The organism is Cobetia sp. AM6, assembly GCF_009617955.1.
Lineage (GTDB): Bacteria > Pseudomonadota > Gammaproteobacteria > Pseudomonadales > Halomonadaceae > Cobetia > Cobetia amphilecti.
Map to the genome: position 1 here is coordinate 3,839,092 of NZ_AP021868.1, position 22,472 is coordinate 3,861,563.

The window sequence follows — 22,472 nt, forward strand, 5'->3', positions numbered from 1 at the left end:
GGTTCCTTGCTTCACACTATCCTCGATGATGGTGTGCGCTTGAATTCCTGTCACATGATGACCATAGCCTTATGTAGGCAACCATCCGCGACCTGGCAGTCGCTCTCGCGACGCGTCGCATCCGGCCGAGGCACCTGACGCGCCTGTTGAACGACACTTCAGCAGTCTGGCCGGTGAAGACAACGACAAGGAGGAGAATCATGGGTTCCCAGCGCTCTCAGTCACTGGATTCGCTTGACACCCTCTCCGAGCTGGAAGTCGGAGACAAGCGCTATCACTACTACTCGCTCAAGAAGGCGGCCGACACGCTTGGCGACCTGACGCGACTGCCCTTCACGCTCAAGGTGCTGCTGGAGAACCAGCTGCGCTTCGAGGACGGTGAAACCGCGACCAAGGAAGACATCAAGGCGCTGGCCGACTGGCAGAAGACCGCCTCCAGCACCCACGAGATCGGCTATCGTCCGGCGCGCGTGCTGATGCAGGATTTCACCGGCGTGCCCGGTGTGGTTGACCTGGCCTCCATGCGTGACGCCGTCAAGAAGCTCGGCGCCGACCCCGAGAAGGTCAATCCGCTGACTCCGGTGGACCTGGTCATCGACCACTCGGTGATGGTGGACCACTACGGCGATCCGAGCGCCTTCAAGGACAACGTGCGCATCGAGATGGAGCGTAACCGCGAACGTTACGAGTTCCTGCGCTGGGGCCAGCAGGCCTTCGACAACTTCTCCGTCGTCCCGCCGGGCACCGGTATCTGCCACCAGGTGAACCTAGAATATCTCGGCCGCGCCGTCTTCACCCGCGAGGAAGATGGCAAGACCTTCGCCTACCCGGACACCCTGGTCGGCACCGATTCCCACACCACCATGATCAACGGCCTCGGCGTGCTGGGCTGGGGTGTCGGCGGTATCGAGGCGGAAGCCGCGATGCTCGGCCAGCCGGTCTCGATGCTGATTCCGGAAGTGGTCGGCTTCAAGCTGACCGGCAAGCTCAACGAAGGCATCACCGCGACTGACCTGGTGCTGACCGTCACCCAGATGCTGAGAAGCCGTGGCGTGGTCGGCAAGTTCGTCGAGTTCTACGGTGACGGCCTGGATGACCTGCCGCTGGCCGACCGCGCGACCATCGCCAACATGGCGCCGGAGTATGGTGCTACCTGTGGCTTCTTCCCGCTGGATGACGAGACGCTCAACTACATGCGTCTGTCCGGTCGCTCCGATGAGCAGGTCGCGCTGGTCGAGGCCTATGCCAAGGAGCAGGGCCTGTGGCGCGAGCCGGGCCACGAGCCGGTCTTCTCCGATACGCTCGAGCTGGACATGACCGAGGTCGTCGCCTCCCTCGCCGGCCCCAAACGCCCGCAGGACCGCGTCGCCCTCACCGACATCAAGCAGACCTTCGAGAAGATCCTCGGCGATCAGCTGGGTGAAGTGCCGGACATCGAGGACGGCAAGTGGCTGTCCGAAGGTGGCCAGACCGCCGTCGATGTCGAGCAGAGCTACGACAAGCAGAGCGAGGTGAAGAACGGCGATTACAGCGAGCTGAATGGCGAGACCTTCCGCCTCGATCACGGTGATGTCGTCATCGCCGCCATCACCTCCTGTACCAACACCTCCAACCCCAGCGTGATGCTGGCGGCTGGCCTGGTGGCGCGCAAGGCACGCGAGAAAGGCCTGAGCAGCAAGCCATGGGTCAAGACCTCACTGGCGCCGGGCTCCAAGGTCGTCACCGACTACCTGGCGACTGCCGGCGTGCAGGATGACCTCAACGAGCTGGGCTTCAACCTGGTCGGCTATGGCTGCACCACCTGTATCGGCAACTCCGGCCCGCTGCCGGAACCGGTCGAGGACGCCATCAACACACGTGACCTGACGGTCGCCTCGGTACTGTCGGGCAACCGCAACTTCGAGGGTCGCGTGCATCCCAACGTGCGTACCAACTGGCTGGCGTCGCCGCCCCTGGTGGTCGCCTATGCCCTCGCCGGCACCGTGCGGGTCGATCTTTCCAAGGAGCCGCTGGGCAAGGACACTGACGGCAATGACGTCTTCCTCAAGGACATCTGGCCGAGTCAGGCCGAGATCGCCGAGGCCGTCGAGCAGGTGCGTACCGAGATGTATCGCAAGGAGTACGCCGAGGTCTTCGACGGCGACGAGACCTGGCAGGCCATCGACGTGCCACAAGCCGAAGTGTATGAGTGGAAGGACTCTACCTACATCCAGCATCCGCCGTTCTTCGAAGGCATGCAGCGTGAGCCGGAAGCCGTTCAGGATGTCGAGAATGCCCGCGTGCTGGCGATGCTCGGCGACTCGGTGACCACCGACCACATCTCTCCGGCCGGTGCCATCAAGCCGGACAGCCCGGCGGGTCGCTACCTCAAGGAGAACGGGGTCGAGGTCAAGGACTTCAACTCCTACGGCTCGCGTCGCGGCAACCACGAAGTGATGATGCGCGGCACCTTCGCCAACGTGCGTATCCGCAACGAGATGCTCGATGGCGTCGAGGGCGGCGAGACCCGCCACGTGCCGTCCGGCGAGCAGATGGCCATCTACGATGCCGCCATGAAGTATGCCGAGGAAGGCACGCCGCTGGTGGTCGTCGCCGGCAAGGAGTACGGCACTGGCTCCTCGCGTGACTGGGCCGCCAAGGGCACCCTGCTGCTGGGCGTGCGCGCGGTGATCGCCGAGTCCTACGAGCGTATCCACCGCTCCAACCTGATCGGCATGGGTGTGGTGCCACTGCAGTTCCCGCAAGGCGAGAGCCGCCAGTCACTGGGGCTGACCGGTGATGAGGAAATCAGCATCAGCGGCCTGAATGACCTGACGGCCGGTGGCAAGGTCCAGGTCACCTTCAAGAGCGACAAGGGTGAGCAGAAGATCGAGGCGCTGTGCCGCATCGATACCGACAACGAGCTGGAGTACTACCGTCACGGCGGCATCCTCCACTACGTGCTGCGCGGCATGCTGTAACCCACCAGCCGCTCACCGCAGCGCTGACTGCAACACAAAAGCCCCCGCAGGCATGGCCTGCGGGGGCTTCTTCATTTACGCACTCTGTTTCATGCAACCTGTTTCATGCAATCTGCTTCATGCGCTCACTGACGGCGCAGGCGCGATCAGAACGCCTTGCGACGGTAGGCGCGGTAACGCGGCTGCCAGAAGTTCTTCTCGATGTTGGCCTGGATGATCTCGTCGCTGGAGGTCAGCGCCACGCCATCGGTCTGGGCCTGACGCGCCACGTCGAAGGCGATCTGACGGCTGATGTCCTGGATGTCGCCCAGTGACGGCAGCAGCGCACCCTCGCCCTTCAGGACGATGGGGGCGTTATTGGCCAGCGCATTGGCGGCGGCCATCAGCATGTTGTCGGTGATGCGCGAGGCGTTGGATGCCAGCACACCCAGACCGATACCCGGGAAGATGTAGGCGTTATTGCACTGGGCGATCGCGTGGGTGTGGCCGTTGTGCTCGACCGGTGCGAACGGGCTGCCGGTGGCGACCAGCGCCTTGCCGTCGGTCCACTCGATGACTTCCGCCGGTGTCGCCTCGACGCGTGAGGTCGGGTTGGACAGCGGCATCACCAGCGGGCTCTCGCAGCCGGCCTGCACGGCACGGATCACGTCTTCGCTGAACAGGCCACGCTGGCCGGACACACCGATCAGCACGCTCGGCTTGGCGGCCTTGACCACATCCAGCAGGCCGCGGTCACCGAAGTCAGCCACGCTGTCGATATCGTGGGCCAGACGGCTCTGGAAGTCGTAGAGGCCTTCCATGTCGCTGGTCAGCAGACCGAAGCGATCGACCATGAAGACGCGCTTGCGGGCCTCGGCCTCTTCTATGCCTTCCTTGACCATCGCCACCACGATCATCTCGGCAATACCGCAGCCAGCGCTACCGGCACCCAGGAAGGTGACGCGCTGGTCGGAGAGCTTCTCGCCCTTGGCCTTGCAGGCCGCCATCAGGGTCGCGACCACCACGGAGGCGGTGCCCTGGATGTCGTCGTTGAAGCAGCAGACTTCATCGCGGTAACGCTCGAGCAGCGGCATGGCGTTGGCCTGCGCGAAGTCCTCGAACTGGATCATGGCCTTCGGCCAGCGACGCTTCACGGCAGTGATGAACTCGGCCACGAAGGCGTTGTAGTCATCACCGGTGACGCGCTCGTGACGCCAGCCCATGTAGCGCGGGTCGTCGAGCAGTTTCTGGTTGTTGGTGCCCAGATCCAGCGAGATCGGCAGGGTGTAGGCCGGGCTGATGCCGCCACAGGCGGTGTACAGCGACAGCTTGCCGATGGGGATGCCCATGCCGCCGATGCCCTGATCGCCCAGCCCGAGGATACGCTCGCCATCGGTGACGACGATGACCTTGACGTTGTCCTTGGTCGCGGAGCGCAGGATGTCATCCATATGCTCGCGGTCCGGGTAGGAAATGAACAGGCCGCGGTGGTTGCGGTAGATGTTGGAGAACTCCTCGCACGCTTGACCGACGGTCGGGGTGTAGATGATCGGCATCATCTCCTCGAGGTGCTCCTCGATCACGCGGAAGAACAGGGTCTCGTTGTCGTCCTGCACCGAACGCAACAGGATGTGCTTGTCGAGGTCGGTGGCGCACTGCTGATACTGGCTGTAGACGCGCGCGACCTGCTCTTCGATGCTCTCGACATTCTGCGGCAGCAAGCCCATCAGATTGAAGCTGACACGCTCCTCGAGGCTGAAGGCGCTGCCCTTGTTGAGCAGCGGCATCTCGAGCAGGCTCGGGCCGGCGTAAGGAACGTACAGGGCGCGCTTGGAAGTATCCGTCATGGCGAGACTCTTGAATCAGTGGGGACGACCTCACGCTCGGCAAGCTTCTCGGCATGCCGGCAGACAAGCGCAGCATGCCCGCTGAAGCACCGCAGAAGACCTGCTGGCAACCGGGCGTCCGAGGGACCTTTCGACGTGCAGTTTCCACGTGCGAACAAGGCATGATGATAGCACGCGCGGTGCTATCTCCGGCAGCCTGTGCAAGGTCGGCGTGCGTTGCGCAGACAAGGGTACTGCATGACGAGAAACGCCCCGCTCATCCCCCTGACGGGGAAGGAGCGAGGCGTTCGCGGTCACGTACGGGGAATGGCTCAGGCCAGATCGGCACGCGATGCCGGCTTGCGCGGCGCAAGGGCGAAGAAGGGACGCAGCTTCACGCCCAGCATGTTGCCGGCGAAGGCCATCACCAGCCACAGCCAGCCATGCAGGCTGCCGGAGGAGATGCCGCCGAAGTAGGCGCCGATGTTGCAGCCGAAGGCCAGGCGCGCGCCGTAGCCCAGCAGCAGACCACCCAGCACGGCAGCCACCAGCGAGCGCAGCGGAATGTTCCACTTCGGCGCGAACTTGCCGGCCAGCAGCGCTGCCGCCAGCGCCCCGACCACGATGCCGATGTTCATCACCGTGGTGATGTCCGTGTAGAGCGGCGCCGCCAGCGCCTTGGCGTTGCCTGCCGCCTGCCAGTAACCCCAGTCACTGACATCGAAGCCCAGCGTGGTGTAGACCTTGGTGCCCCACAGCGCGAAGGCCGAGGTGATGCCCCACGGACGCCCGGCCAGCGCCAGGGTGGCGAAGTTGAGCAGCGCCAGCGCCACGGCACCCGCCAGCAGCGGCCAGGGGCCGCGCAGGAAACGTGACAGGCCGCGCGGCTGGCTGTCGGTCACGGCGGCCTTCTCGAGCTCACCGTGACGACGCTTCTCCAGCGTGCGCGTCACCAGCACGATGATGGCGAACAGCGCCAGGCTGACGATGATGCCGCCCAGCGCACCGAAGCTGTCCACCAGCGAGACGGCGGGCAGCGACGGCAGGCTCTGCCACCAGCTGAAGTGCGCGGTGCCGATCACCGAGCCGACGCAGAAGAAGATCAGGGTGACCACCATGCGCGCATTGCCGCCACCGACGGTGAACAGCGTGCCCGAGGCGCAGCCGCCGCCCAGCTGCATGCCAAGGCCGAACAGGAAGGCGCCGACCACGACGGAGGTGCCCAGCGGCGAGACGAAGCCGGAGACGTCCTGGCCCCACAGGCTGCCTGCCGCCAGTACCGGGAAGAACAGCACCACGGCAATCGCCAGCATCAGCATCTGCGCGCGCAGGCCGCGGCCACGACGCTCGGTGATGAACACTCGCCAGGCGGAGGTGAAGCCGAAGGCCGCGTGATAGAGCACCACGCCCAGCGCGCCGCCGATCAGCAGCAGCAGACCCTGGCGCCAGCCGGCGACCAGGCTCAGCAGCACTGAGGCAATGACCAGCAGCCCACCCGCCCAGACGGCGCGAGGGTTGATAGTGGTAGATGGCTGGGCAGGCTCACTGGCCTTGCCCGGCATCGCGTGTTGACTCATGTCGTACCCCCTTGTGTATTCAGCATGCTTCAAGCTTTTATGCGGCAAGCCTAACGCGTCGCTTTATAGCTGTGAATGAATTTCCAGCACGCTTTTCATTCCCTGCAGATATATGCCTGACATCACGCCCCGGGTGCCATCAGCCCGCCAGCCCCGATGACGTCACCCTCTGAAACGACGGTGCCAGTAACAGAAACCCCCGCCATCCGGGAAGATGACGGGGGCCGATCGAGCAGCGTGGACGGACGACCTAGAGGAAGTTGCCCAGGCCGACGGCGCGACGCAGGCGCTCCATCATCGGTGCGGCCTCTTCGCGGGCCCGCTCGGCGCCACGCTTGAGGATCGCCTCGACATGCGCCGGGTCTTCCATCAGCTCGACGTAACGCTCGCGCGGCGCCTTGAGGTGGTCATTCAGGTATTCGAACAACTGGTTCTTGGCGTCGCCCCAGCCGATGCCGGCCGCGTACTGCTCACGCATGGCGGCGACTTCCGCCTCGGTGGCGAAGGCCGAATAGATCTGGAACAGCGAACAGGTATCCGGGTCCTTCGGCTCGCCCGGCTCCAGCGAGTTGGTCTTGATCTTGCGCACGCTCTTGAGCAGCTGCTTCTCGGTGCCGAACAGCGGGATGGTGTTGTTGTAGCTCTTGGACATCTTGCGGCCGTCGAGGCCCAGCAGCAGCTGGGATTTCTCGTCGGTCACCGCCTCGGGCATGGTGAAGTAGTTGCCCTTGAAGAGGTGGTTGAAGCGCCCGGCCATGTCGCGCGCCATCTCGATATGCTGGATCTGGTCACGCCCCACCGGCACCTTGTGCGCATTGAACATCAGGATGTCCGCCGCCATCAGCACCGGATAGCTGAACAGCCCCATGCTGATGCCGCGATCGAGATCCTCGATGCCGCTCTCTTCGTTCTCGGCCACGGCGCCCTTGTAGGCATGCGCACGGTTCATCAAGCCCTTGGCGCATACGCAGTTGAGCAGCCACATCAGTTCCGGGATTTCCGGCACGTCCGACTGGCGATAGAAGATGGCGTTGTCGGTGTCCAGGCCCAGTGCCAGCCAGGTGGCGGCGATCTCACGACGCGACTCCTGCACGCGCTTCGGGTCCTGACACTTGATCAGGGCGTGGAAGTCGGCGAGGAAGTAGAAGGACTGGACCGTCGGGTCCTGACTGGCTTCGATGGCAGGCTTGATGGCGCCGACATAGTTGCCGAGATGAGGGGTGCCGGTGGTCGTGATGCCGGTAAGAACGCGGGTCTTGGTCATGGATGCACTTCTTGGGCGTCTGGGTCGGGAGGTCGTGCCGCGGGGCCGCACTCGCTCACAATGGATCACGACAGGTCGCGGCAGCGCCCGCTCGAATCCCTCGAACGCAGCCGCCATGACCTGTCGCTATATGTCCCACATCTTACCCTGAGGCGTGCAGCCTTCGTAAGGGCCGGCGCGCCCGGCTCACTCCTTCGCCAGCGCCTCGGCGAGTGCAGTGACGGGCATGTCGAAGGCCTCGCCGACTTCCGGCAGGATCAAATGCCCCGCGTGCACATTGAGGCCCGCGGCAAAGTGGCTGTCCCGGCTCAGCACCTCGCGATAGCCGCCATTGGCGAGGCGCACGATATACGGCAGCGTCGCGCTGGTCAGCGCCTGGGTCGAGGTACGCGCCACCGCGCCGGGCATGTTGGCCACGCAGTAATGCACGATGCCATCCACCACGTAGGTCGGCTCGGCGTGGGTGGTCGCCTGGCTGGTCTCGAAGCAGCCGCCCTGATCGATGGCGACATCCACCAGCACGGCGCCCGGCGTCATCTTGCGCAGATGCTCGCGGCGAATCAGCTTGGGGGCCGCCGCGCCGGGCACCAGCACGGCACCGATGATCAATGCCGATTGCCGCACCGCTTCCTCCAGCGCCTCGGAGGTCGAATAGACGGTACGAATCTGGCCCTGATAGCGATGATCCAGGGTCTCGAGACGCGCCAGTGAGGTATCGAGAATCACCACCTCGGCGCCCAGCCCCAGCGCCATGCGTGCCGCGTTCTCCCCCACCACGCCACCGCCGATCACCGTGACCCGCGCCGGCGGCACGCCGGGCACGCCGGGCAACAGCACGCCCATGCCGCCCTGCGCCTTCTCCAGCGCGTGCGCGCCGGCCTGGATCGCCATGCGCCCGGCGACGCGGCTCATTGGCGCCAGCAGCGGCAGGCCTCCGTCGGCATCCGTGATGGTCTCGTAGGCGATGGCCGTCACGCCGCTCTCCAGCAGGCTCTCGGTCAGCTCACGAGCGGCGGCCAGATGCAGATAGGTGAACAGGGTCTGGCCGCGGGTGAGCCGCGCCACCTCGGCCGGCTGCGGCTCCTTGACCTTGAGAATCAGCTCGGCGTCGCGAAAGATTCGCTCGACGTCCGACTCGAGACGCGCGCCCACGCCCTGATATTCGGCATCGGGGTAGCCACTGCCCTCCCCGGCACCAGACTCGACGATCACCTCATGGCCCTGGGCGATCAGCTCACGCACACCGGCAGGTGTGAGGGCGACGCGATACTCGTGGTTCTTGATTTCTTTCGGCACGGCGATCTGCATGGCGGACTCCTTGCACTGCTGGCGGAATACACTGACGTCATCACGACGCCTGCTACAAGCACAGCAGACTCGTCAGCGTCTCGCCAATCAGATACCAGCAAGATTCACCAAAACACACCAATGATGCAGTGGAATGCGAGGAATCATCGCTGACTGGCAGTTTCCTCACTCACCAGCGCCGCCGAATAGCATTCACGATAGGCGCCGGGCATGCGCCGGGCCCGTCCACTCGAGAGCTCGATGCAGACAAAGCGCGTGCGCGCCTCCAGCAGCGTCTGGCCATCCGAGCAACGGCGCAGCTGGAAGCGACGCGTCAGACTCAGGCGACCATCGCAATCCACCAGCCAGGTCGCCAGCATCAGTGAATCGCCAAGTCGCGCACTGGCCAGATAGTCGATCTCGTGACGGTGGACCGCCATGCCGCGGTCCTGCTCACGGTAGTGCGCCAGGCCAAGCCCCAACGCTTCGGAGTGTGCCCAGCTGATGTCCTCCAGCCAGCGCACATACTCGGCATTGTTGACGTGACCATAACCATCCAGCGCCTTCTTCTTCACGCTGATCGGCAACAGGAACGGGCGTGGCAGTGCCCAGCCGGGGGAATCTTGCGTCAACGGCGGCGCGTCGCTCGCCTTCAGGGTGCCTTTGCTCATGCCACGAACTCCGGGTCCTCATCACGCGGACGCGCCTGTGGTGCGGGCTGCTGCGGCGCGCTTGCCCCACACGCCCAGCACTCGCTGAAACTGCCCTCGAGATGTTCGCCACAGGCACACTGCCAATCCGGCAGGGCCGGCGCGGCCTCGATACTCGCCAGCAGGCGGCGGGCATGCGCAAGGTCACGCTCTGCCACCCACAGCTGGGGCTCACAGTCGAGCACGGGCAACTCACCCGCGGCCGAGCCGAGCAGGCGATTGCGCAGCTCACAGGGGATACCCTCGCTTTCCAGCAGGTTGCGCCAGTGATCGAGCAGCACGAGATTGTGATGAGATGTCAGTCGTCTATACATGCCGTCAGACTATCAGAGTCCATGAGCCATGGACGATTAGCCAAAAGCGAGCTGAAGTCGATAGGCAAGCCACAGACGACTCACATTCCACAGACGACAACGCCGCCCCGAAGGGCGGCGTTGTCGTCGATGCCGGATGGCACAGCCATCAGTCGCGATAGACGCGCACACCGAGGGCCTTGAGGTAGGACGTCTCGGGGATGGACGGGTGCACCGGGTGGTCACTGGCCTGATGGCCCTGGAAGATGACCTGACCGTGGCGGTCCTGGTGACGCACGGCGCCACGCACCACATCCATCAGGCGCTCCGGCGCCAGATGCATGGAGCAGGAGCCGGACATCAGCAGACCGTCACGACCCAGCAGGCGCATGGCTTCACGGTTGAGGCGTGCATAGGCACGCTCGCCGTTGGTGATGTCCTTGCGCTTGCGGATGAAGGCGGGCGGATCCGCGATGATGACGTCGAACTGCTCGCCTTCCGCACGCAGGGCCGAAAGGGCCTCGAAGACATCCGATTCCGCGATGGAGACGCGATCCTCGACACCGTTGAGCACGGCGTTGTCAGAGACACGCTCGAGTGCCGCACCGGAGGCATCGACACACAGCACTTCGCTGGCGCCATGCGCCGCCGCCTGCACGCCCCAGCCACCGACGTAGCTGAACAGATCCAGTACGCGCTTGCCTTCGACCTGACGGTTCAACCAGGCACGGTTGGCGCGGTGATCGTAGAACCAGCCGGTCTTCTGGCCGTCGAGCACCGGCGCAGTGAACTGGACGCCATTCTCTTCCAGCAGCACGCTTTCCGGCAGCTCGCCGTAGACGACTTCGACATTGCGCTCGAGCTGTTCCTGGCGGCGACCGCTGGAATCATTCTTGAACACGATGGCTGTCGGCTTGACGACCTTGAGCAGCGCATCGACGATCACTTCCGCCAGACGCTCCATGCCGAAGGTGTTGAGCTGACAGACCAGCACGTCGCCGAAGCGATCGACGATCAGGCCCGGCAGCAGGTCGCCTTCGCCGTGGACCAGACGATAGAACGGCTTGTCATAGAGGCTCTCGCGCAGCGACAGCGCCTGGTTGAAGCGGTGCACCAGCAGCGAGCGATCCAGACGCTGTTCCGGGTTGCGCGACACGATGCGCGCGCAGATCAGCGAGTTCGGGTTGACGTAGGCAACACCCATCGCACGACCATTGCTGGCCTCGATGATGGCCTGGGCGCCCGGCTCGAAGTTCTTGAGCGGCGTCGCGACGGTATCGACTTCATTGGAGTACAGCCACAGATGGCCGGCCTTGAGGCGGCGATCAGCATTCTTCTTCAGGCGCAGACGTTCAGTCACGGGAAATATCCAGAAAGCAGAGGAAGGGACAGGACGACGACAGGACGCGCCCGAACGGGCCTATTCTAGTCGTCATGGCGGCCCCGGTCACGGAGCCCCCGGTCAAGCAGTGGTCTGATGCGGCTCGCCGCTAGCGCTGACAATACGGGCAGAAGCAGCTGGCGCGCTGGCCCAGCACCAGACTCATGATCTCGTGGCCGCATTCGCGGCATGGCTCGCCACCCCGCCCGTAGACGTTGAGGCTTTGCGCGAAGTAGCCCGGCTTGCCATCTCCACCGACGAAGTCACGCAGCGTGGTGCCGCCCTGGGCGATCGCCGCGGCCAGCACGCTGCTGGCGGCGTTGGCGAGGCGCTCGCACTCCTCGCGCGTCACTTCACCGGCAGGACGGCGCGGGTCGACACCGGCCATGAACAGCGCCTCACTGGCGTAGATATTGCCCACGCCCACCACGTTGGCGTTGTCCATCAGAAACGGCTTGATCGCCACGCGGCGCTTGCGGGAGCGCGCAAAGAGGTGCTCGCCATTGAAGGCATCGGACAACGGCTCCGGCCCGAGTCGCGCCAGGCGCGTATCGGCATGCGGGTCACCGCGCACGAAGTCGACGAAGCCGAAGCGACGTGGATCGTGATAGCGCAGCACATGGCCGTTGCCGAGCACGACATCGACATGATCATGCGTGCGTGGCGGCGTGCCGATAGGCACCAGTCTGAGGCTGCCGGACATGCCCAGGTGCCAGAGCAGATGGCCATCGGCGATCGGCAACAGCAGGTACTTGGCGCGACGCGCAAGCGTGCCGAAACGCTGACCCACCAGCCATTCGGCGAGCTCGCCGGGCACGGGGGTGCGCAGACGCGGCTGACGCACGATCACCTCGGTGACCTCCTGGCCCTCGACCAGCGGCGCGATACCGCGACGGGTCGTCTCGACTTCCGGTAATTCGGGCATGTTCTCTCCTCGACTGACCGCCAGACGCACAACAGGGTGACGACAGAAGCCGCCACCCTGTTGCAGGATGCCCAGAACAGCGACATCCAGATACTCGAAAACCCGGTCAGGACCGGGTTTTCGAGGGTTCCGACAGCACGCTGGCGGGAGACAAGATCACTTGATCTTGGCTTCCTTGTACATCACGTGCTTGCGAACGACCGGATCGTACTTCTTGAATTCAAGCTTGTCCGGAGTGTTACGCTTGTTCTTGTCGGTGGTGTAGAAGTGGCCAGTACCGGCACTTGACACCAACTTGATCTTGTCACGCATTTTCAGTTTCCTTCCACAGTCGCATTCACCGAACGATTGAGAGCGCTGCCCTCGGCTCGGTTGCCATTGCTACAGGGGCTGTCTTCTAGTGTTTAGAAGCGCTCGCCACGTGCAGTGAGGTCCTTGAGGACTTCGTCGATACCCTTCTTGTCGATGATGCGCATGCCCTTGGTAGAGACGCGCAGCTTGACGAAGCGCTGCTGGGATTCAACCCAGAAACGGTGGGTGTGCAGGTTCGGCAGGAACCGGCGACGAGTCTTGCGCTGGGAGTGAGAAACATTGTTACCAGTCACCGGGCGCTTGCCGGTAACCTGACATACTTTGGACATTGGAGCCTCCAACCGCTGCGTTGGCTAAGTTGTTCAAAACCTGTCGGGCAAACCGGAAGTGGCAGGCGCCGCCTCATGCCCTGATTTCAAAGTGTTTACGTCCGTTCCGGAAGACAAGCTTTCGGGTGCTGGAACGTGCAGGCGCAGCATTTTACCCGAAGAGGAACGTGAAAGCACGTCCTATACGGATTTTTTTCGCCAGCACGCCCATGCCCGACGTGTCACATCGGTACAGACGCTTCTCAGCCAAACGCTTCACTCAGCCAATGTCGGCCAGAGTGGTCGCGAATTCTGTGGTGGGTGATACGGGAGGCGCAACATTACCACAACCAGTGCCCTGGTTTGCAATCCCTGCGCATTTCTCACGCCAGCGGCGACCGCATCTGGCGGGGGCTGTGCCGTCATCGAGCACTCAGCGCCTCAGCCTCCTCGACACCCCAACTAGAGCCAGCCGCGCTCGGCAAACGAGACCACCTCGCCGTCTCCGACCACGAAGTGATCCAGCACGCGAATATCGAAAAGCCCCAGCGCCTCTTCCAGGCGCTGCGTGATGCGTCGGTCAGCCTCACTGGGCTCCGCGACGCCAGAGGGATGGTTGTGGGCGAGAATCAGGGCGCCGGCATTGAGCGCCAGCGCCCGCTTGACCACCTCGCGCGGGTAGACGGCGGCGGCATCCAGCGTGCCGGTGAAGAGTGTCTCGAAGCGGATGACGCGATGCTGGCTGTCGAGAAACAGCGCGGCGAACACCTCATGCGGCAGATCGCGCAGATGCGAGGACAGATAGCGCCGCACCAGCAGGGGCGATGTCAGGGCGGCCCCGCGCATCAGCAGGCTCTCCAGATGGCGACGCGACAGCTCAAGCGAAGCCTGCAGCTGCACGTACTTGGCGTCACCCAGTCCGCGCGCCGCGCAGAAGTCCTGCTGGGTCGCCTCCAGCAGCGGCCTGAGACCGCCGAAGGTATTCAGCAGGTCGCGCGCCAGATCCACCGCCGAGCGTCCTTTTATGCCCACGCGCAGAAAGATGGCCAGCAGCTCGGCATCTGACAAGGCCCCTGCCCCTGACGACAACAGCTTCTCGCGCGGACGCTCCCCGACCGGCCACTCTCGAATCCCCATGCACTCTTCTCCCATCGCCTGTCGCCCCGAATGGCTGACAGTCCAAAGCATGAGAAGCGTGGTCAGATGCCGCCTCTTTCGCCATTGTGAGCATCAACGCTTGTCGCCCCGAGAGCCTGCGTCTGGCCCCTGCATGCCACTCGAGAGGAGCCCCCGCCCCATGAAGCGAGCGCTTGGCGACACTCGGCGTCGCGGGCCAGCGGCGCTACGCAAGGTTGCATCACGGTGATATGGTAGAGGGCAAACGCGCGAGCGTAGCAATCGACGCATCAGGGACGCAGGACACACCATGCATTCACTCGCCGGACGGCGCATTCTGCTGGGCATCAGTGGCGGCATCGCGGCCTACAAGGCCGCTCTGATCACCCGCCTGTTGAAAAAGGCGGGCTGTGAGGTGCGCATCGCCATGACCGAAGGGGCTCAAGCCTTCATTACACCGCTGACCCTGCAGGCGTTGTCGGGCAATCCGGTGCACACCTCCCTGCTGGACCCCGAGGCCGAGGCCGGCATGGGGCATATCGAGCTGGCACGCTGGGCGGAGGTCATCCTGATCGCGCCTGCCACCGCCAATCTGATGGCCCGCCTGGTGCATGGCCATGCCGATGATCTGCTCACTACCCTGTGCCTGGCCAACAGCGCGCGCTGGGTGATGGCCCCGGCGATGAATCAGGCCATGTGGGCGCACCCCGCCACCCAGCGCAACGCCCGCCAGCTCACAGCCGACGGCTGGACGCTGCTCGGCCCCGCCAGCGGCGAACAGGCCTGTGGCGACGTGGGCGCGGGCCGCATGCTGGAGCCGGAAGAGATCGTCGCGGCACTGAGCGACCTCATGAGCCAGAGCGACCTCATGAGCCAGAGTGACCCCAGCCTCCAGAGCAATGAGATGTCATTGCCGGCCGCAGGCCTGACGGTGACCATCACCGCCGGCCCGACCCGCGAGCCGCTGGACCCGGTGCGCTATCTGAGCAATCACAGCTCCGGCAAGATGGGCTATGCGCTGGCCGCCGAGGCCGCGGCGCTGGGCGCCAGCGTGCGCCTGATCAGTGGCCCGGTGGCGCTGGCGACCCCGGCCGGCGTCGAGCGCATCGATGTCGAATCCGCGCTGGACATGCAGGCCGCCGCCGAGGCAGCCGCCAGCGAGAGCGACCTCTTCATCGGCTGCGCGGCAGTCGCCGACTTCCGCCCGGCCACGGTCGCCGACCACAAGCTCAAGAAGCAGTCGGGCGAGGAGCAGATGCAGGTCACGCTGATCCGCAATCCGGATATCATCGCCGGTATCGCCGCCCAGACGCAGGCACGCCGCGCCGCCGGTCAGCGGGCGCCACTGGTGATCGGCTTCGCCGCCGAGACCCGCGACGTGCTGCGCTATGCACGCGACAAGCTCGCGCGTAAACAGCTCGACATGATCGTCGCCAATGATGTGAGCACGCCGGGCCTTGGCTTCGGCAGTGACAGCAATGCCGCCACCCTGCTGTGGCAGCCGCTCGATCAGAACACGAACACGCAACACGAACAGGCCATCGCGGCCTGTCCCAAGACGGAACTGGCGCGCGCGATTCTGAAGCGCGCCCTGGCACTCCATCAGCACAGGGTCAGCCTCGACCCTGCCATCCAGACCGTTACACCGACTGTCACCGACGATCAGGAAGCACCTTAGATGACCCGCCCCCGGCTCGAACTCAAGATTCTCGACGAGCGCGTTCGCGATTACCCGCTGCCGCATCACGCCACTCCCGGCAGCGCCGGCATGGACCTGCGCGCACTGCTCGACGCGCCGCTGACCCTGGCGCCGGGCGCCTGTGAGCTGGTGCGCACCGGGTTGGCGATCCATATCGCCGACCCCGCACTGGCCGGCATGATCCTGCCGCGCTCCGGTCTGGGGCACAAACACGGCATCGTGCTGGGCAATCTGGTCGGCCTGATCGACTCCGACTACCAGGGCGAACTGATGATCTCGGTCTGGAACCGCGGCGAGAGCGAGTTCGTGCTGGAACCCGGCGAGCGTCTGGCACAGTACGTGCTAGTGCCAGTGGTACAGGCGGAGCTGGTGGAAGTCTCTGAATTCGAGGCCAGCCAGCGCGGCGAAGGCGGCTTCGGCCACTCCGGTCGCCACTGATTGACCCGTCATGCCAGAGGGCAGCCGAGCGGCAGGCTTGCGCCGGCTGCCGGGCTTCCGGCTAAAAGGAAGCCCGGCAGGTTTCCCCACTGATCGTCATGCAGCGATAGCGTTCGAGACGCATGACGCCTCAAGCGACTTCACGATTGATTCAACCGACAGGGATGCACCATGAGTCAGGTACCCGCTTCAATTTTCCGCGCCTACGATATCCGTGGCATCGTGGATGAGACCCTCACCGAGGACGGTGTGCGCGCCATCGGCCAATCCATCGGCAGCGAAGCCGCGGCACGCGGTGAATCCACCGTCGTGGTCGCGCGCGACGGTCGTCTCTCCGGCCCGCGCCTGTCCAAGGCGCTGATCGCGGGCCTGCGCGATGCCGGCCGTGATGTCGTCGACATCGGCATGGTGCCGACACCGGTGCTCTACTACGCCACCAATATCCTGGAAGGCACCCGCTCCGGCGTGATGCTGACCGGCAGCCACAACCCGGCCAACTACAACGGCCTGAAGATCGTGCTGGCCGGCGAGACCCTGTCCGGCGACACCATCACCGACCTCTATCGTCGCCTGCAGGAAGGCGATCTGGCGCAAGGCGAAGGCAGCCTGCGTGAAGAGGACGTGCGTGAGCGCTATCTGGAGCAGATCACCGGTGATGTGGTCGTCAAGCGTCCGCTCAAGGCCGTGGTCGATTGCGGCAACGGCGTGGCCGGCGAGCTGGGCCCGGAGCTGATCCGTCGCCTGGGCGTCGACACCGTGCCGCTGTTCGACGAGATCGACGGCAACTTCCCGAATCACCACCCGGACCCGGGCAAGCCGGAAAACCTGCAGGACCTGATCAAGACCATGCAGGAAACCGGCGCGGACATCGGCCTGGCCTTCGATGGTGACGGCGACCGCCTCGGCGTCGTGACGCCCAAGGGCGAGATCCTCTACCCGGACCGCCTGATGATGGCGCTGTCGGAAGACCTGATCGAACGTGTGCCGGGCGCGCGCATCATCTTCGACGTCAAGTGCACCGGCAACCTGGCGACCGTGATCGAGAAAGCCGGCGGCACGCCGGAAATGTGGCGCACCGGCCACTCGCTGATCAAGGCACGCATGAAGGAAACCGGCGCGGCACTGGCCGGCGAGATGAGCGGCCACATCTTCTTCAAGGAGCGCTGGTTCGGCTTCGATGACGGCATCTACGGCGCTGCGCGCCTGCTGGAAATCCTCGCCAAGCAGGATGTCGATGCCGACACCTTCTTCGCCCGCTTCCCGCAGGACCTCGGCACCCCCGAGATCAATGTGGAAGTGACCGACGAGAACAAGTTCGCTATCGTCGAGCGACTGGCCAGCGAAGGCGACTTCGGCAGCGACGGCGTCAAGACCACGCTGGACGGCATTCGTGTCGACTACGCCGATGGCTGGGGCCTGTGCCGCGCGTCCAACACCACGCCGATGCTGGTGCTGCGCTTCGAAGGCAAGTCGGAAGCCGCACTGGAGCGTATCAAGGACAGCTTCCGCGCCGCGCTGAAGCAGGCCGAGCCGAGCATCCAGGCACCGTTCTGATCCCGCACTCGCTCGCCATCGACAGGATGGCATGAGCCGCAACGGGGGCGGCGGTCTGCCGCTTGATCGCCGCCCTCGCCTTGCCAGGCACTGCAGCCGCTCATCCGGGCGCATCAGGTGCCTGAAGCAACCGATTTGCATGACAGCGCGCACCGCGCGCGCTGAAAGACCGTTTCGAGTGACAGTGTCCGGACTCTCTTTCCGGACCATTTTCTGTGGAGTGATACGCTGATGAGCCACGCCAACCGCGACCCGCATCAGGTGGTCGAGGTCCTGTCCGAAGCCCTGCCCTATATCCAGCAGTTCTCGGGCAAGACCGTGGTGGTCAAGTACGGCGGCAACGCCATGACCGAAGAAGCCTTGATCAACTCCTTCGCTCGCGACATGGTGTTGATGAAGGAAGTCGGCATCAATCCGGTGGTCGTGCATGGCGGCGGCCCGCAGATCGGCGCGCTGCTCGAGAAGCTGAACATCGAATCGCGCTTCGTCGATGGCATGCGCGTCACGGATTCCGAGACCATGGACGTGGTCGAGATGGTACTGGGCGGCCTGGTCAACAAGGGCATCGTCAACCTGATCAACCAGAGTGGCGGCAAGGCCATCGGCCTGACCGGCAAGGACAGCGGCCAGATTCGCGCCCGCCAGCTCAAGGTCAGCGGCCAGACGCCGGGCATGAATGCCTCTGAAATCATCGACATTGGTCATGTCGGTGAAGTCGAGCATGTCTCCACGGACCTGATCGAACTGCTGACACGCAACGATTTCATTCCCGTCATCGCACCCATCGGGGTCGATGCCGAGGGTCGCAGCTACAATATCAATGCCGACCTGGTCGCCGGCAAGGTCGCCGAGGCACTGGGCGCGGAGAAATTGATGCTGCTGACCAACGTGGCTGGCCTGATGAACGCACAAGGCGAAGTCATGACCGGCCTGACCACCGAGGCGGTGGATGGCCTGATCGAGGATGGCACCATCTACGGTGGCATGCTGCCCAAGATCAGCTGTGCACTGGACGCCGTGAAACAAGGCGTGCGCAGTGCCCACATCATCGATGGCCGCGTGCCACATGCGACCCTGCTGGAAATCTTCACCAATGCCGGGGTCGGCACGTTGATCAGCAACGCGGAAGCGGACACTGACAAGGCGTAAGGTGACAAGCCGGGGCTCGGCCCCGGTGTTTCGCGCGAGGCAAGCGACATGCCTCAGGACACGGACCCGCCCGTAGCACACTGCTGCAGGCCGCGATAAACGACAAGATTCCATGACGCAGGCGAATCCAAAACAATCACGTCGCGAACAGATCCTCCAGGCACTCGCTCTGATGCTGGAAGAGGACAGCGGCAAACGCATCACGACTGCAGCACTGGCACGACAGGTCGGTGTCTCGGAGGCGGCGCTCTATCGTCACTTCCCCAGCAAGGCACGCATGTTCGAAGGACTGATCGAATTCATCGAGAGCACGCTGTTCGAGCGTATCGCGCTGATCATTCAGGACAACGACACCGCGCATGCCAGGGTGCATCATATCCTGAGCCTGCTGCTGGGCTTTGCCGAGAAGAACCCGGGGCTGTGTCGCCTCCTCAATGGTGATGCCCTCACCGGCGAGACGGCACGCCTGCGCACGCGCATGGCGCAGCTGTTCGAGCGTCTCGAGACGCAGATCAAGCAGGTACTGCGCGAAGCCGAGCCTCGCGAAGGACTGCGACCGGCCATCACCGTCACGGCAGCGGCCAACCTGCTGTTGGCGTGTGCGGAAGGTCGTATCGGCCAGTACGTGCGCAGCGACTATCGCAAGCGCCCGACCGAGCACTGGGAAGACCAGTGGCAGCTGCTGAGCCGCGACCTGCTGCTGAGCAGTCAGGAGCGCATTGCCGTCTGAGGGTCTTGCCTCGCACGCATGAGTCGCACCAAAAAGAACGCCCCGCCTGCAGTCATTGCAGGCGGGGCGTTCTTTTTGGGTCAGGCCTTTTCATGTCACCACCGAGTGGGGTGGGATGGGGTCGGGCTGCACGGACGGCACCTCAGGCGTTGACGCTGAAGCGCTCCAGTATGGCCTCGGCGGACATCGGCCGCGCCAGCAGGTAGCCCTGATAGGTGTCGCAACCCAGCCGCTTGAGCTCCTCGAACTGCACGTCTGTCTCGACTCCCTCGGCGACGATCTCATGGCCCAGCGAGTGCCCCAGGCTGATCACGGCGCCGACCAGCTGGATGGCCTGCTGATTGGGACAGCGGATACCACCGTCAGAGCCGGCGACCGCATCTATCTTCATCACGAAGCTGCGGTCGACCTTGAGCACATCCAGCGGCAGGGATGACAGATAGGACAGCGACGAATAGCCCTGCCCGAAGTCATCCAGCGCCACACGCACGCCCAGCTCGCGCAGCGCGCCGAGCACGGCAAGCCCCCCTTCCATGTCCTGGATCAGCAGCGTCTCGGTCACCTCGACTTCCAGCCGCGTCGGCGACAGCTTCTGGCTTTCCAGCACGCCGAAGACTTCGTTCTCGTAGCCCGAGGTCAGCTGGCGCGCCGACAGATTGACCGCCATGCGCGGCATGTGAAGGCCGGCGTCCTGCCAGCGCACCATCTGGGCGCAGGCTTCCTCGAGCACGAACCGTCCGAGGCGGAAGATCAAGCCGGTCTCTTCGGCCAGCGGAATGAACTGGGCCGGCGAGATCATGCCCAGCTCCGGATGCCGCCAACGCAGCAGCGCCTCGACACCCTGCAGCTCGCCCTGGCTATCCAGCTGCGGCTGGTAATGCAGATAGAGCTGCTCGCTGCCGATGGCCTGACGCAGGTCCTGCTCCAGCGTCATGCGCGAGGCGACATGCTTGTCCAGCGACGACTCCCAGCGCAGCGCATGATCGCCGCGCGACTTGGCGTGATAGAGCGCCACATCGGCATTCAGCATCAGCGCCTGGGCATCGCCATTGGTCTCGGACAGCACATAGCCTGCCGTCAGACTGATGATCAGCGGGCGACCCAGAATCGTGAAGGGACGCTCGACCTTCTGCTGGATCTCTTCCACCACCTGCGCCGGATCATCATTGCCATGCGGCAGATAGAGGCCGAACTCATCGGCCCCCAGACGCGCCACCAGACCGCCCGGCGGCAGCAGACGAAGCAGACGCTCGCCGACCGCGACCAGCAGCTGATCACCGGCTTCATGGCCCAGACCATCATTGACGGTCGAGAAACGGTCGATATCGGCGTAGATCATCAAGCCACCCGCCGCGACGCGCTCGTCGGCCGCCGCCATGAAGGCCTTGCGGTTATAGAGCCCCGTCAGGGCGTCATGACGGGCCAGGAAATCGAGCTGACGCTCGGATTCCTTGTGCGCACTGATGTCGAGCAGCAGGCCTTCCCAGTAGCGCACGCCATCCTCGCCCTCGATCATCACGCTGCGGTCCAGCACCCAGCGCTCATGGTCAGCGATGATGCGGAAGACCTGCTCATGGCGCATCTGCGCGCACATCGCCCAGTGGCGGGCGGCGCTGACGGATTGACGGTCTTCCTGATGGATCAGCTCGGTCAGGGTGATGCCGGCGCCGACCAGTGATTCGGCCGAGCGACCGAACAGCTCGGCCGAGCCGTTGCTGATGAAGGTCAGCACACCGGTGTTGACCTCGATGCGATACACCACGCCCGGCAGGTTATCCATCAGCGTCACCAGGGTACGAGAGCGCGCCGTCATCGACTCGAGTGCGCCCTCCAGCTCATCGTGGCGCTCAGCGCGCTTGCGCTCGGCACGCGCCACCACGACCACCAGCACGACCAGGAAGATGCCGCCGAGCAGCATGCCGAACCAGATACGATTCCACCACAGCCACCACAGGCTGGAGAGCGGCTGACTCACGACGCTGAACAGCTTGAGCGGTGCGATATAGCTGCCCGCCGCCATGCGCGGCCGGCCGTCGAAGCCCGGCACATGATAGCGACGCACACCACGCTCGGAGATGTACTTGCCCATGTTGGCCATCGAGGACAGCGGCAGCTTGCCGGTCACGCCCAGCGCATGCTCCTGAGGGCTCGAGAACAGCAGCAGACCGTTGGTGGAGAACAGGCGCAGGCGCTGCCCATCATCGGAATTCGGGTTGGCCAGCAGGCTGCGTGCCTCGGAGAAGTCCAGGCAGCCGATCAGCAGCCAGGACATGCCTTCGATATCCATGTGACGGTAGAACGGCAAGCCCGGCTGACCGGATGCCAGCGGCAGTGCCGAGCCGAACAGCAGGCTGCTGCGCCCGGGCAGCGCCTGGGCTTCCGGCTGGGTCAGCTGCCAGCTGCAACTGCGCCCCACGCCGATCTGACGCAGGCTGCTGCCGCGGTAATCGGCAAACGGCACCACCATCAGCGAGACCAGAGAGGGATGACGGCCCAGCGCGCTATCCAGCGAGCCACGCCACAGCTCCTTGCCTTCGCTGCTCAACACGCGCTCCAGCACCATCATCTCGCGCGAGACATTGGCGATCAGCTGCTCGGTGGAGATATGCAGCTGGGTATCCAGCAGCTCCAGGCGACGCATTTCCTGTTCACGCACATCAAACCATTGGCTGGCCAGAAACAGGCCACCCAATACCACCATCAAGGCTGCATTGAGCCCAAAGATTCGCCACAGCGAATGTGTGCCATTGACGTGCGAGGAGGTCGGGTCCACGGGGTCACCAGTAGAAATGTTTCATGTCTTAGTGTGACAGAATGAAACATTGTGTTGCAGTGTTCAACCAATAACGACGGATTCCTCGGGATCCACTCTCCCTCAACGAAAATGCCCCGCCGGGAAACCCGGCGGGGCATTTTCACGTGACAGCGAGCCTGAAAATCACGGGCTCATGTCATGGGGTCATC

Annotated in this window: 18 protein-coding genes; 6 read left to right on the forward strand and 12 right to left on the reverse strand. The window is 64.3% G+C overall.

The features are described 5' to 3' along the window. Positions 1-200 precede the first annotated feature (200 nt). Complete coding sequence (gene acnA / locus CLAM6_RS16005) at positions 201-2,960, forward strand: aconitate hydratase AcnA (RefSeq protein ID WP_043333046.1); 2,760 nt, start codon at positions 201-203, stop codon at positions 2,958-2,960. Between the two features lie 146 nt (positions 2,961-3,106). On the opposite strand, the gene CLAM6_RS16010 is transcribed toward acnA, so the two are convergent. The 11 genes from CLAM6_RS16010 to radC all read right to left on the reverse strand — a co-directional run bounded on the left by CLAM6_RS16010 (position 3,107) and on the right by radC (position 13,959). Next, the gene (locus CLAM6_RS16010; RefSeq protein WP_153636611.1) at positions 3,107-4,786 is read right to left on the reverse strand and encodes an NAD-dependent malic enzyme; all 1,680 of its coding nucleotides are present in this window, start codon (positions 4,784-4,786) and stop codon (positions 3,107-3,109) included. Positions 4,787-5,097: 311 nt separating this feature from the next. After that, complete coding sequence (locus tag CLAM6_RS16015; RefSeq protein ID WP_242007704.1) at positions 5,098-6,342, reverse strand: YeeE/YedE family protein; 1,245 nt, start codon at positions 6,340-6,342, stop codon at positions 5,098-5,100. A gap of 250 nt (positions 6,343-6,592) precedes the next feature. Then, a complete protein-coding gene (locus CLAM6_RS16020; RefSeq protein ID WP_043333050.1) occupies positions 6,593-7,606 on the reverse strand; it encodes a tryptophan--tRNA ligase in 1,014 nt (337 codons plus the stop codon). Between the two features lie 186 nt (positions 7,607-7,792). Continuing rightward, positions 7,793-8,914, reverse strand: coding sequence for an alanine dehydrogenase (ald, locus tag CLAM6_RS16025; protein WP_153636612.1), 1,122 nt, complete (start codon positions 8,912-8,914; stop codon positions 7,793-7,795). A 143-nt stretch (positions 8,915-9,057) separates the two neighbouring features. After that, positions 9,058-9,564, reverse strand: coding sequence for an acyl-CoA thioesterase (locus CLAM6_RS16030; RefSeq protein ID WP_153636613.1), 507 nt, complete (start codon positions 9,562-9,564; stop codon positions 9,058-9,060). Beyond that, entirely contained in the window at positions 9,561-9,917 is a 357-nt protein-coding gene (locus CLAM6_RS16035; RefSeq protein ID WP_153636614.1) for a putative signal transducing protein, read from the reverse strand. Before CLAM6_RS16035 ends, CLAM6_RS16030 begins: the two co-directional genes overlap by 4 nt. Before the next feature lie 148 nt (positions 9,918-10,065). Beyond that, entirely contained in the window at positions 10,066-11,256 is a 1,191-nt protein-coding gene (locus CLAM6_RS16040; RefSeq protein ID WP_153636615.1) for a class I SAM-dependent rRNA methyltransferase, read from the reverse strand. A gap of 130 nt (positions 11,257-11,386) precedes the next feature. Beyond that, positions 11,387-12,202, reverse strand: coding sequence for a bifunctional DNA-formamidopyrimidine glycosylase/DNA-(apurinic or apyrimidinic site) lyase (gene mutM / locus CLAM6_RS16045; protein ID WP_043336268.1), 816 nt, complete (start codon positions 12,200-12,202; stop codon positions 11,387-11,389). A gap of 156 nt (positions 12,203-12,358) precedes the next feature. Beyond that, positions 12,359-12,514, reverse strand: coding sequence for a 50S ribosomal protein L33 (rpmG, locus tag CLAM6_RS16050; protein ID WP_016417370.1), 156 nt, complete (start codon positions 12,512-12,514; stop codon positions 12,359-12,361). A 92-nt stretch (positions 12,515-12,606) separates the two neighbouring features. Further along, positions 12,607-12,843, reverse strand: a complete 237-nt coding sequence (gene rpmB / locus CLAM6_RS16055) for a 50S ribosomal protein L28 (protein ID WP_043336270.1) — start codon at positions 12,841-12,843, stop codon at positions 12,607-12,609. A 441-nt stretch (positions 12,844-13,284) separates the two neighbouring features. Continuing rightward, positions 13,285-13,959, reverse strand: coding sequence for a RadC family protein (gene radC, locus CLAM6_RS16060; protein WP_043336272.1), 675 nt, complete (start codon positions 13,957-13,959; stop codon positions 13,285-13,287). Between the two features lie 289 nt (positions 13,960-14,248). Here radC and coaBC point away from each other — a divergent pair, with 289 nt between their 5' ends. From coaBC to slmA, 5 genes are all read left to right on the forward strand, one after another. Further along, the gene (gene coaBC, locus CLAM6_RS16065; RefSeq protein ID WP_153636616.1) at positions 14,249-15,616 is read left to right on the forward strand and encodes a bifunctional phosphopantothenoylcysteine decarboxylase/phosphopantothenate--cysteine ligase CoaBC; all 1,368 of its coding nucleotides are present in this window, start codon (positions 14,249-14,251) and stop codon (positions 15,614-15,616) included. Further along, the gene (dut, locus tag CLAM6_RS16070) at positions 15,617-16,075 is read left to right on the forward strand and encodes a dUTP diphosphatase (protein WP_043336274.1); all 459 of its coding nucleotides are present in this window, start codon (positions 15,617-15,619) and stop codon (positions 16,073-16,075) included. Positions 16,076-16,246: 171 nt separating this feature from the next. Then, positions 16,247-17,629, forward strand: a complete 1,383-nt coding sequence (locus tag CLAM6_RS16075; protein ID WP_054556539.1) for a phosphomannomutase/phosphoglucomutase — start codon at positions 16,247-16,249, stop codon at positions 17,627-17,629. A gap of 231 nt (positions 17,630-17,860) precedes the next feature. After that, positions 17,861-18,778: an acetylglutamate kinase gene (gene argB, locus CLAM6_RS16080; protein ID WP_153636617.1), complete on the forward strand. Its 918-nt coding sequence runs from the start codon at positions 17,861-17,863 to the stop codon at positions 18,776-18,778. A 112-nt stretch (positions 18,779-18,890) separates the two neighbouring features. Beyond that, complete coding sequence (gene slmA / locus CLAM6_RS16085; protein ID WP_043336281.1) at positions 18,891-19,508, forward strand: nucleoid occlusion factor SlmA; 618 nt, start codon at positions 18,891-18,893, stop codon at positions 19,506-19,508. Positions 19,509-19,650: 142 nt separating this feature from the next. Here slmA and CLAM6_RS16090 read toward each other — a convergent pair whose 3' ends face one another. Next, on the reverse strand, positions 19,651-22,281 hold the full coding sequence (locus CLAM6_RS16090; RefSeq protein ID WP_153636618.1) for a putative bifunctional diguanylate cyclase/phosphodiesterase: 2,631 nt from the start codon (positions 22,279-22,281) through the stop codon (positions 19,651-19,653). Positions 22,282-22,472 lie beyond the last annotated feature (191 nt).

Bases quoted from the DNA above. Each gene is read 5' to 3' on its own strand.
- CLAM6_RS16035 (WP_153636614.1), bottom strand. From the start codon at position 9,917: ATGTATAGACGACTGACATCTCATCACAATCTCGTGCTGCTCGATCAC.
- CLAM6_RS16015 (WP_242007704.1), bottom strand. From the start codon at position 6,342: ATGAGTCAACACGCGATGCCGGGCAAGGCCAGTGAGCCTGCCCAGCCA.
- mutM (WP_043336268.1), bottom strand. From the start codon at position 12,202: ATGCCCGAATTACCGGAAGTCGAGACGACCCGTCGCGGTATCGCGCCG.
- argB (WP_153636617.1), top strand. From the start codon at position 17,861: ATGAGCCACGCCAACCGCGACCCGCATCAGGTGGTCGAGGTCCTGTCC.
- coaBC (WP_153636616.1), top strand. From the start codon at position 14,249: ATGCATTCACTCGCCGGACGGCGCATTCTGCTGGGCATCAGTGGCGGC.
- CLAM6_RS16030 (WP_153636613.1), bottom strand. From the start codon at position 9,564: ATGAGCAAAGGCACCCTGAAGGCGAGCGACGCGCCGCCGTTGACGCAA.
- CLAM6_RS16075 (WP_054556539.1), top strand. From the start codon at position 16,247: ATGAGTCAGGTACCCGCTTCAATTTTCCGCGCCTACGATATCCGTGGC.
- radC (WP_043336272.1), bottom strand. From the start codon at position 13,959: ATGGGGATTCGAGAGTGGCCGGTCGGGGAGCGTCCGCGCGAGAAGCTG.
- rpmB (WP_043336270.1), bottom strand. From the start codon at position 12,843: ATGTCCAAAGTATGTCAGGTTACCGGCAAGCGCCCGGTGACTGGTAAC.
- CLAM6_RS16010 (WP_153636611.1), bottom strand. From the start codon at position 4,786: ATGACGGATACTTCCAAGCGCGCCCTGTACGTTCCTTACGCCGGCCCG.
- slmA (WP_043336281.1), top strand. From the start codon at position 18,891: ATGACGCAGGCGAATCCAAAACAATCACGTCGCGAACAGATCCTCCAG.
- dut (WP_043336274.1), top strand. From the start codon at position 15,617: ATGACCCGCCCCCGGCTCGAACTCAAGATTCTCGACGAGCGCGTTCGC.
- rpmG (WP_016417370.1), bottom strand. From the start codon at position 12,514: ATGCGTGACAAGATCAAGTTGGTGTCAAGTGCCGGTACTGGCCACTTC.
- acnA (WP_043333046.1), top strand. From the start codon at position 201: ATGGGTTCCCAGCGCTCTCAGTCACTGGATTCGCTTGACACCCTCTCC.
- ald (WP_153636612.1), bottom strand. From the start codon at position 8,914: ATGCAGATCGCCGTGCCGAAAGAAATCAAGAACCACGAGTATCGCGTC.
- CLAM6_RS16020 (WP_043333050.1), bottom strand. From the start codon at position 7,606: ATGACCAAGACCCGCGTTCTTACCGGCATCACGACCACCGGCACCCCT.